This window comes from Pedococcus sp. P2_F6 (assembly GCF_056403675.1).
Genome location: NZ_JBFUEZ010000013.1, coordinates 1 through 8564 on the forward strand (window position 1 = coordinate 1; position 8564 = coordinate 8564).

Consider the following 8564-nt stretch of genomic DNA (forward strand, 5'->3'; position numbering starts at 1 on the left):
CGCAGCTCCGCAGCTCGATGCAGTTCGTCTTCCAGGACCCGTACGGCGCCTTCGACCCCAAGATGCGGCTCGGCACCAGCCTTGACGCGCCGTTGCGCCACCACGGGATGAGCAACAAGGCCGAACGGGCGGACCGGATCGCCGAGATGCTCAACCGGGTCGGGCTGGAGACGGACATCCTCGACCGGTTGCCCCGGGAGTGCTCCGGTGGTCAGCTGCAGCGGCTGGTCATCGCTCGAGCCCTGCTCCTGAAGCCCAAGTTCCTGATTTGTGACGAGCCGACGTCGGCCCTGGATGCCTCGATCCGGGCCCAGATCCTGAACCTGCTGGTGGAGCTGAAGGACGAGCTCGACCTCACCCTGGTGCTGATTTCCCACGACCTGCGGGTGGTGCGTTACCTGTGCGACCGGGTCGCCGTGATGTATCTGGGCCAGATCGTGGAGATCGCCCCCAGGGAGGAGCTGTTCACCAACCCGCGCCACCCGTACACCCGAGTGCTGCTGGCCGCCTCACTGGCCGAGGAACACGGATCTGACGCGATCATCACCCAGCTCAAGGGCGAACCACCCAGTCCGATCGACCCCCCGTCAGGGTGCCGTTTCCATCCCCGCTGCCCCTTGGCCCAAGACATCTGCCGTACCACCGAACCGCCGACCGCCCAGGCGGGCGAGGACCACCTCACCAGCTGCCACTTCTGGGCCGAGCTACCGAGCCTTTCCGGGCCCTCGACGCCAGCTTTCTAGAGGATCAGATGGTGTACCCCATCGAGCCCCTCGACGAAGGGGCTGGTCGGTGCGGACCGGGCCGCCGGGCACGAGCATGAGACTGCTCATCATGGGCCCCCCTGGGGCTGGCACGAGCCGGCACGCGGCATACCTGGCACAGCACCTCGGCCTTCCCGCTATCTGCGCTGGCGAGGTGTTCACCGGGCACCTGTCAGCACGGACGCAGCTGGGACTCCTGGCGAAGGCCTACGTCGATGCCGGGGTGGAGGTGCCCGACCGCGTGGCCAGCGAGATGACTCGAAGCCGGCTCGTGCAACAGGACGCCAGACATGGGTGGGTCCTCCATGGCTACCCCCTGAACCTCGCGCAGGTGGGTGCCCTGGACGAGCTCTGTGGCAACTGTGGCCACACGCTCGATGCGGTGATCTTCCTGGGAGTGCCCGAGACGTTGCTCGTCAGCCGACTCCTACGGCGCGGGAGTGGCGATGGGGTTGAGGTCATCGAAAGCCGCTTGCGCGCCTACGAGGCGCGGATCCAGCCGGTGATGTCGGCGTACCTGCGCAGGGGAATCCTGCAGGTCGTGGACGGTCGCGGCTCGGACTCCGAGCTCCGGCAGCGTTGTATCGCGGCAGCGGCCGCTGCCCAGTCGCGGGTCGCCGTCTAGTCCGAAGCCGAAGGTCGCAAGCCACGTGTGCCAGCTGACCTGAGCTCCCTGTGGGTCACAGGGAGCTCAGGGTCAGACGGCACGCGGGTCACCAGGCGAGCTCCTGGCACCCGGTGTGCGTACGGGGCTCGACCTGCAGGGTGGCGTGCTCGACGCCGAACCGCAGCCGCATGATGTCGCGGGCCTCGTCGAGCACGGCATGGGGGTCGACGGCCTCGTGGGTCATCAGGTGCGCGGTCGCGACGTGCATCCCCGAGGTGAGAGTCCACAGGTGGAGGTCGTGGACGTCGTCGACGCCGTTCACGCTGCCCAGGGCTGCCACGACCTCGGTGGGTTCCATCGCTGCGGGGGCGTGCTGGCCGAGAACGACCAGGACTTCGCGCCCGAGTGCGACGGCCCGCACCGAGACGAACAGGGCGATTGCCAGCGCGATGCCCGTGTCCCACCACGTCTGCCCAGTGACGGAGACCATCAGTCCGGCGACGATGACGCCGACCGAGCCCAGGGAGTCGGCGACGACCTCGAGGTACGCGCCCTTGACATTGAGGCTGTCGGCGGCGCCGCCGCGCAGCAGTAGCAGCGCCACGACATTGATCGCCAGACCCAGGCCACCGACAAGAAGCATCGGGGTCGAGGCGACGTGGCCGGGTGATCCCACCCGGGCCAGCGCCTCGACGGCGATGTAGACCGAGACGCCCAACATCAGGAGAACAGCTAGGCCCGAGGCGAACACCTCGGCCCGGTAGGAGCCGAAGGTCCGTCGGCCAGAGGTGTCCTTGCGGGTGGCGATGCGGGTGGCCACCAGCGCGGCCCCCAGGGCAACCACGTCCGCGGCCATGTGCCCGGCGTCACTCAGCAGGGCCAAGGACCCAGACGCCAGGGCGGTGACGAGCTCGACCACGAAGAACGCAGCAATGAGGACGAATGACACGCGGAGGCGCCATCGGTGGGCTGCGCCTGCATGGCCACCAGCTCCGTGGCCGTGGCCGTGGGCATGACTGTGGCCATGACCGTGGCCCCCGCTCACGGGGCGCTGTCGGTCGAGGCCGGCGAGCAGGTGGCTCCGCCGCAGCACGAGCCGGCATCGTCGTTGACTGCGTCGACGACCTCGTAGCCCGCCTCCGCGACAGCAGCCTTGACGGCGCCGGTGCTGACCTCGGCCTCGGTGCTGATGGTGACGAGGCCCGCGGGAACATCGACAGCCACTTCGGTGACTCCGGGAATGGTGCCGACTTCGGCTGTCACCGATGCCGCGCAATGGCCGCAGGTCATGCCGCGGACGCTGTAGGTAGTGGTGGTGGTCGTGGTCATCAGCTCGATCTCCTCGGGTGGGCGCCGGTCCCGGCGCGGGGGAACTTCACCGGGAACTGTACCCATGGGGGGTATGGGTGACAAGTACCCCCCACCGGTATCTCGATAGACGAACGCGCAGTGCGGGGAAGGGTTTGGCTACGAGCGCACCATCCGGGCGATCGCGTCCGATGCTTCCTTCAGCTTCATGTCTGCCTCGCGCCCACCCTGGGCGGCCGCGTCGGCGACGCAGTGGCTCAGGTGCTCCTCGAGAAGTCCCAGGCCAACAGACTGCAAGGCCTTGGTGATGGCGGAGATCTGGGTGAGGATGTCGATGCAGTACTTCTCCTCCTCCACCATTCGCTGGAGACCGCGGGCCTGGCCCTCGATTCGGCGCAGGCGCTTGACGTAGTCGTCCTTGCGGTGGATGTAGCCGTGCTCGTGCTCTGCCGTCTCGGTCATTCCTCGTCTCCAGTCCGTCGTGCCCGGGATTGGTCCGAGCGCGGGGAGTGTACCCCGTACCGGTACCGCGCAGCAGGCCCGATGATTGACAGGATACTCTAGGGGGGTATTGTATGAACAGAGGTTACGCTACCGAGCGCTGTCCAGCGGGAGCGTGACAGGAGGGCCCCGGCCCTTCAGCTGTTCATGAGCGAGAGGAACCCATGATGAGCACCACCCAGACCTATACGGTGACCGGGATGACCTGCGCGCACTGCGTGGCTTCCGTCTCGGAGGAGGTCAACGAGATCTCAGGCGTCGAAGGCGTCGAGGTGGTCCTCGAGACGGGGAGCCTCACCGTCACCAGTGCAGACCCACTCGACGACGCCAGCATCAGGGCCGCGGTGGAGGACGCCGGGTACCAGCTGGCATGAGCGCCACGACGAAGCTGGTCGGTTTCCTCGTCGCGCTGTTCGCCGTCTTTGGTGGTGCGGTCGGCGTGGGACGCGTTGTCGGGCCAGTGGCGCCGGCGGCTGCGGCCGACCATGCCGGGATGGACATGGGCCAGGGAGGCCAGGGCGCCGCCGCGGCGTTCCCCAAGGGACTCATGGTCTCTCAGGACGGGTACGCCTTCGAGCTCTCCCAGACGACCGTCGCGGCCGGCGCTGACGTGCCGCTGGCGTTCACGATCCGCGGTCGCGATGGTCGCCCAGTGACTCGCTTCGACGAGGAGCATGACAAGAGGCTGCACCTGATCGCCGTTCGCCGGGACTTCCATGGCTTCCAGCACGTGCACCCCCGGATGGCCGCGGACGGCACCTGGACCACGACGCTGGACCTGAGCGCCGGTCAGTGGCGGCTGTTCGCCGACTTCAAGGCCACCGGCGGACCGGCGATCACCTTGGGGAGCGATCTTGCCGTACCAGGGGCCTACCAGCCCGCCACCGCGCCGGCCGACTCCCAGACCTCGACGGTCGACGGCTACACGGTGACCCTCGACGGCCACCTGGCCGCGGGCAAATCGGCCAAGCTCACGCTCACGGTGACCCGCGACGGCAAGCCCGTCACCGACCTCGAGCCATACCTGGGCGCCTACGGCCACTTGGTGGCACTGCGAGCCGGAGACCTGGCTTACCTGCACGTGCACCCCGAGGGAACCCCCGGCGACGGCGTGACCAGGCCCGGCCCCGGCGTGGTCTTCTACGCCGAGGTGCCGAGCTCCGACCGCTATCACCTCTACCTCGACTTCAAGCACGAGGGCGTGGTCCGGACCGCGGCATTCACGCTGACCGGGTCCGGCGGCACCTCCCCGGAGACCTCGGGGAACTCCGAAGACGGCCACGCAGGCGACGCACACTGAGCGTGGAAGACGCGCACCGACCCGTACACGAAGGAAGACAGATGAGCTCGCTCACCAACGCTCAGGGCCCGGCCGCCTCGACCAGCCATCTCCAGCTGGAGATCAGTGGGATGACCTGTGCCTCGTGCGCGAACCGCATCGAGCGCAAGCTGAACAAGATGGACGGCGTCGTGGCGACGGTGAACTATGCGACGGAGAAGGCCAAGGTGACCTTCCCCGATGGCCTTGACCCCGCCGAGCTGGTCCGGACGGTCGAGCAGGCCGGTTACGGGGCGACCTTGCCCCGCCCACCGCAGGATGACGCGCTGGAGGGCGAGAAGGCCGTCGAGGACCCGACTCGCTCCCTTCGGCAGCGGCTGGTGCTCTCGGCGGTGCTGACTGTTCCGGTCGTGCTTCTGGCCATGGTGCCGGCCTGGCAGTTCACCAACTGGCAGTGGCTCTCGCTCACGCTCGCGGCGCCCGTGGTGACCTGGGGTGCCTGGCCCTTCCATCGGGCGGCTTGGGTCAACCTGCGGCACGCCACATCGACGATGGACACCCTCATCTCGCTGGGCACCTCGGCGGCGCTCGGCTGGTCGGTCTACGCCTTGTTCTGGGGAACGGCGGGCACCCCGGGCATGAAGCATGCGTTCGAGCTCACCGTCGCCCGGTCCGACGGTTCGGCCAACATCTACCTGGAGGCCGGAGCGGGGGTGACCACCTTCATCCTGGCGGGTCGCTACTTCGAGGCCCGCTCGAAGCGGCGGGCCGGGGCCGCCCTGCGGGCGCTGCTCGAGCTCGGCGCGAAAGAGGTCGCGGTGCTGCGCGACGGCGCGACCGGACAGGTCGAGGTGCGGATTCCCACTGACCAGCTCTCGGTCGGCGACCGGTTCGTGGTGAGGCCGGGGGAGAAGATCGCCACCGACGGCGTGATCGAGGAGGGCAGCTCCGCGGTCGACGCGTCGATGTTGACCGGCGAGTCGATGCCGGTGGAGGTCGGTCCGGGCGACGTGGTCGTGGGTGCCACGGTCAACGCCGGTGGCCGGCTCCTGGTCCGCGCCACCAGGATCGGTGCCGACACCCAGCTTGCGCAGATGGCACGCCTGGTCGAGGACGCGCAGAACGGCAAGGCGCAGGTGCAGCGCCTCGCCGACCGGGTCTCCGGCATCTTCGTGCCGATCGTCATCGGCATCGCAGCGGCGACTCTCGGGTTCTGGATCGGGACCGGCAGCGGGCTCGCGACCGCGTTCACCGCGGCGGTCGCCGTCCTGATCATCGCGTGCCCGTGCGCGCTCGGCCTGGCAACCCCCACGGCTCTCATGGTCGGAACCGGTCGGGGCGCGCAGCTCGGCATCCTCATCAAAGGACCTGAGGTGCTGGAGTCGACCCGGAGCATCGACACCATCGTCCTCGACAAGACCGGCACTGTGACGACCGGCCAGATGACCCTGGTCTCCGTCGCCACCACCGATGGGCAGGAGGCCGGCGAGGTGCTCCGGCTGGCGGGTGCCCTTGAGGACGCCTCGGAGCACCCGATCGCCCGGGCGGTGGCCAACGCTGCCCGCGACCGGTTCGGTGCACTGCCTGCCGTGGACGACTTCGCCAACATCGAGGGCCTCGGGGTGCAGGGTCTGGTCACGACCGCCGAAGGCAGCCACGCCGTCCTCGTGGGACGGCCCCAGCTCCTGAGTGAGTGGTCGCAGCACCTTCCGGTGGAGCTGGAGCGGGCCTTTGCAGCCGCGCAGGCCGACGGAGCGACCCCCATCGCCGTGGGCTGGGACGGCAGAGCCCGAGGGGTGCTCGTGGTGGCCGACGCGATCAAGCCGTCGTCCGCGGAAGCCATCGCGCAGCTCAGGGCCCTGGGCCTACAGCCGGTCCTGCTCACTGGGGACAACCAGGCCGCCGCCCAGGCGGTGGCCCGCCAGGTGGGTATCGAGGTGTCGCCGGAGACAGTGATCGCAGACGTCCTTCCTGCGGACAAGGTCGACGTGGTCAAGCGACTGCAGGCCGAGGGGCGCGTCGTGGCCATGGTGGGCGACGGCGTGAACGATGCCGCGGCCCTCGCGCAGGCCGACCTCGGCCTCTCCATGGGCACGGGCACGGATGTCGCCATCGAAGCCAGCGACCTCACCCTTGTCCGTGGAGACCTCCGCGTGGCGGCAGACGCCATCCGGCTCTCCCGGCGCACTCTTGCGACGATCAAGGGCAACCTCTTCTGGGCCTTCGCGTACAACGTCGCCGCCCTCCCGATGGCCGCAGCGGGGTTGCTGAACCCGATGCTCGCCGGTGCGGCGATGGCCTTCTCGTCCGTCTTCGTGGTGTCGAACAGCCTGCGGCTGCGCCGGTTCAGCTCGATCATCTCCAGCGGCGACGTACAGCCGTCCGAGCCGAACGTGCTCGCCAGTACGGCAGCCTGAGGCAGCCGTCACCGCAGCCGTCACCGCAGCCGTCACCGCAGCCGGCATCCGGAAGCTCGCGACCAGCTCACGGAAGCTCGCGATCAGCTCACTCGGTCCTTGAGCTTGTAGTAGGTGCCGGCAATGGGCAGGAACCACGGAGGGCCGAAGTGTCCCGGGATGCGACGGAACTCGAAGTCGCTCCAGATGTTCGCCTCGGGGACGCCGGACATGTACTCGGCCATCGCACGCCCCATGTACGTGGCCATCTGGACTCCGTGCCCGGCATACCCCATGGAGTAGTAGATGCCGTCGTGCTGGCCGGCCTTGACCATCCGGTCGAGCGTCATGTCCACGACCCCTCCCCAGCAGTAGTCGACCCTGGCGTCGGACAGCTGGGGGAAGGTGTGCACCATGGCGTCGCGGAGCAGCTTGCCGCTCTTCTCGTCGGACTGTGGGTTGGACATCGCGAACCGTGCTCGGCCGCCGAAGAGCAGGCGGTTGTCGGGAGTGATGCGGAAGTAGTTCAGCAGGTTCTTGGAGTCCGAGGCCACCCGCCGGGTGGGCAGCAGGTCGTCGCACACGCTCGCGGCCAGTGGCTCGGTGGCGATGATGAAGCTGCCGACCGGTGCGATCCGGACCTGGTGCCAGCGAAACGGCCGACGGGTGTACGCGCCCGTGGCCAGGAGCACCTGGTCTGCCTGCATGCGTCCGCGCGGGGTCTCGAGCTCATGGCCCGGGCCGAGCTTGCGCAGCTTCAGCACAGGTGCCTCCTCGTGGATCGTCACGCCGGCACGCTCTGCTGCTTCGCCGAGCCCGCGGATGTACTTGCCCACGTGGAGACTGGCGCTCTTCGAATCGGTCATCCCACCGTGGAAGACGTCCGATCCAATCTCGCGATGCAGTTCGCTCTTGGGGACCACCTGCGTCTCCACGCCCAGCCGGGTGTTCAGCAGCTCGGCGGTCTTCTCGAACCCCTGGAGGTGCGCCGGCCTGGACGCAAGGATCAGCTTGCCGGGGCGCGCGAAGTCGCAGTCGATGCCTTCGTCCGTCACGAGCTCCTCGACCAGGTCGACCGCTTGGCCGTACGAGCGGTACAGGGACGCCGCGCGGTCGAAGCCCAGCTTTGCCACTGCGTCCCGGATGCCGATCGACATGCCCGTGGTGGCCATGCCGCCGTTGCGTCCGGAGGCGCCGAACCCGACGGTGTGCTGCTCGAACAGGTGCACCTTCGCCCCCCTTCTGGCGAGGTGGAGGGCGGCCACGACGCCGGTCAGGCCGCCGCCGATGACGGCCACGTCGGTGCGTCCTTCCACGGCGGTCTTGGACCGCTCGACGGAGCCCTTCGGGGCGGTGTCGAGCCAGTAGGACGTGAGCTTCATGGGCACTCCTCAAGAGGGGGTCAACGCCAGAGACTGGGTCACGCGACTGGGGCGGGACAACCACGGAAGGCGAAAGACCACCGTATACTGATGATTGTTGACAGTCGACCACGATACACATATGGTCGACAATCGACCAGAGTGGCAGCGGGCCGTTCTGAAACTCAGCTCCAGGAGGAATCGTGGGATTCGAGACCAAGCCCAGGTTCGTGACGTTCGACATGAACGGAACGCTGATCAAGTTCGCCATCAACGACGCGATGCGGCAGGTCCTCGGTGACCGGCTCCCGGCCGAGATCGCCGACGAGTATCTGCGGATCTGCAAGG

At 68.3% G+C, this 8564-nt stretch carries 9 protein-coding genes; 5 read left to right on the forward strand and 4 right to left on the reverse strand.

Annotation, left to right across the window (positions count from 1 at the left end):
* Both AC1DWP_RS19260 and AC1DWP_RS19265 read left to right on the forward strand, forming a co-directional pair.
* On the forward strand, positions 1-743 hold a 743-nt coding region (locus AC1DWP_RS19260; protein ID WP_477616104.1), incomplete at its 5' end, for an oligopeptide/dipeptide ABC transporter ATP-binding protein.
* Positions 744-834: 91 nt separating this feature from the next.
* A complete protein-coding gene (locus AC1DWP_RS19265; RefSeq protein ID WP_477616105.1) occupies positions 835-1389 on the forward strand; it encodes a nucleoside monophosphate kinase in 555 nt (184 codons plus the stop codon).
* A gap of 88 nt (positions 1390-1477) precedes the next feature.
* On the opposite strand, the gene AC1DWP_RS19270 is transcribed toward AC1DWP_RS19265, so the two are convergent.
* The 3 genes from AC1DWP_RS19270 to AC1DWP_RS19280 all read right to left on the reverse strand — a co-directional run bounded on the left by AC1DWP_RS19270 (position 1478) and on the right by AC1DWP_RS19280 (position 3141).
* On the reverse strand, positions 1478-2416 hold the full coding sequence (locus tag AC1DWP_RS19270; RefSeq protein ID WP_477616112.1) for a cation diffusion facilitator family transporter: 939 nt from the start codon (positions 2414-2416) through the stop codon (positions 1478-1480).
* Positions 2413-2700, reverse strand: coding sequence for a heavy-metal-associated domain-containing protein (locus AC1DWP_RS19275; RefSeq protein WP_477616106.1), 288 nt, complete (start codon positions 2698-2700; stop codon positions 2413-2415). The genes AC1DWP_RS19270 and AC1DWP_RS19275 overlap by 4 nt, the downstream gene beginning before the upstream one ends.
* 138 nt (positions 2701-2838) lie before the next feature.
* Positions 2839-3141, reverse strand: a complete 303-nt coding sequence (locus tag AC1DWP_RS19280; RefSeq protein ID WP_477616107.1) for a metal-sensitive transcriptional regulator — start codon at positions 3139-3141, stop codon at positions 2839-2841.
* 206 nt (positions 3142-3347) lie between these two features.
* Between AC1DWP_RS19280 and AC1DWP_RS19285 the strand changes: the two genes are divergently transcribed.
* Genes AC1DWP_RS19285 through AC1DWP_RS19295 form a run of 3 tightly spaced genes read left to right on the forward strand, consistent with a single transcriptional unit; the run spans position 3348 to position 6876 of the window.
* Complete coding sequence (locus AC1DWP_RS19285) at positions 3348-3554, forward strand: heavy-metal-associated domain-containing protein (RefSeq protein ID WP_477616108.1); 207 nt, start codon at positions 3348-3350, stop codon at positions 3552-3554.
* Positions 3551-4480 carry a hypothetical protein gene (locus tag AC1DWP_RS19290; protein ID WP_477616109.1) on the forward strand — a complete coding sequence of 310 codons (930 nt, stop codon included), beginning with the start codon at positions 3551-3553 and terminating at the stop codon, positions 4478-4480. Before AC1DWP_RS19285 ends, AC1DWP_RS19290 begins: the two co-directional genes overlap by 4 nt.
* A gap of 41 nt (positions 4481-4521) precedes the next feature.
* A complete protein-coding gene (locus AC1DWP_RS19295) occupies positions 4522-6876 on the forward strand; it encodes a heavy metal translocating P-type ATPase (RefSeq protein WP_477616110.1) in 2355 nt (784 codons plus the stop codon).
* A gap of 83 nt (positions 6877-6959) precedes the next feature.
* Here AC1DWP_RS19295 and AC1DWP_RS19300 read toward each other — a convergent pair whose 3' ends face one another.
* On the reverse strand, positions 6960-8237 hold the full coding sequence (locus AC1DWP_RS19300) for an NAD(P)/FAD-dependent oxidoreductase (protein ID WP_477616111.1): 1278 nt from the start codon (positions 8235-8237) through the stop codon (positions 6960-6962).
* Between the last annotated feature and the right edge of the window lie 327 nt (positions 8238-8564).

What these genes read in the sequence shown, in the direction of transcription:
- AC1DWP_RS19265 (WP_477616105.1), top strand. Translation starts at nt 835, where the DNA reads ATGGGCCCCCCTGGGGCTGGCACGAGCCGGCACGCGGCATACCTGGCA.
- AC1DWP_RS19275 (WP_477616106.1), bottom strand. Translation starts at nt 2,700, where the DNA reads ATGACCACGACCACCACCACTACCTACAGCGTCCGCGGCATGACCTGC.
- AC1DWP_RS19280 (WP_477616107.1), bottom strand. Translation starts at nt 3,141, where the DNA reads ATGACCGAGACGGCAGAGCACGAGCACGGCTACATCCACCGCAAGGAC.
- AC1DWP_RS19285 (WP_477616108.1), top strand. Translation starts at nt 3,348, where the DNA reads ATGAGCACCACCCAGACCTATACGGTGACCGGGATGACCTGCGCGCAC.
- AC1DWP_RS19290 (WP_477616109.1), top strand. Translation starts at nt 3,551, where the DNA reads ATGAGCGCCACGACGAAGCTGGTCGGTTTCCTCGTCGCGCTGTTCGCC.
- AC1DWP_RS19295 (WP_477616110.1), top strand. Translation starts at nt 4,522, where the DNA reads ATGAGCTCGCTCACCAACGCTCAGGGCCCGGCCGCCTCGACCAGCCAT.
- AC1DWP_RS19300 (WP_477616111.1), bottom strand. Translation starts at nt 8,237, where the DNA reads ATGAAGCTCACGTCCTACTGGCTCGACACCGCCCCGAAGGGCTCCGTC.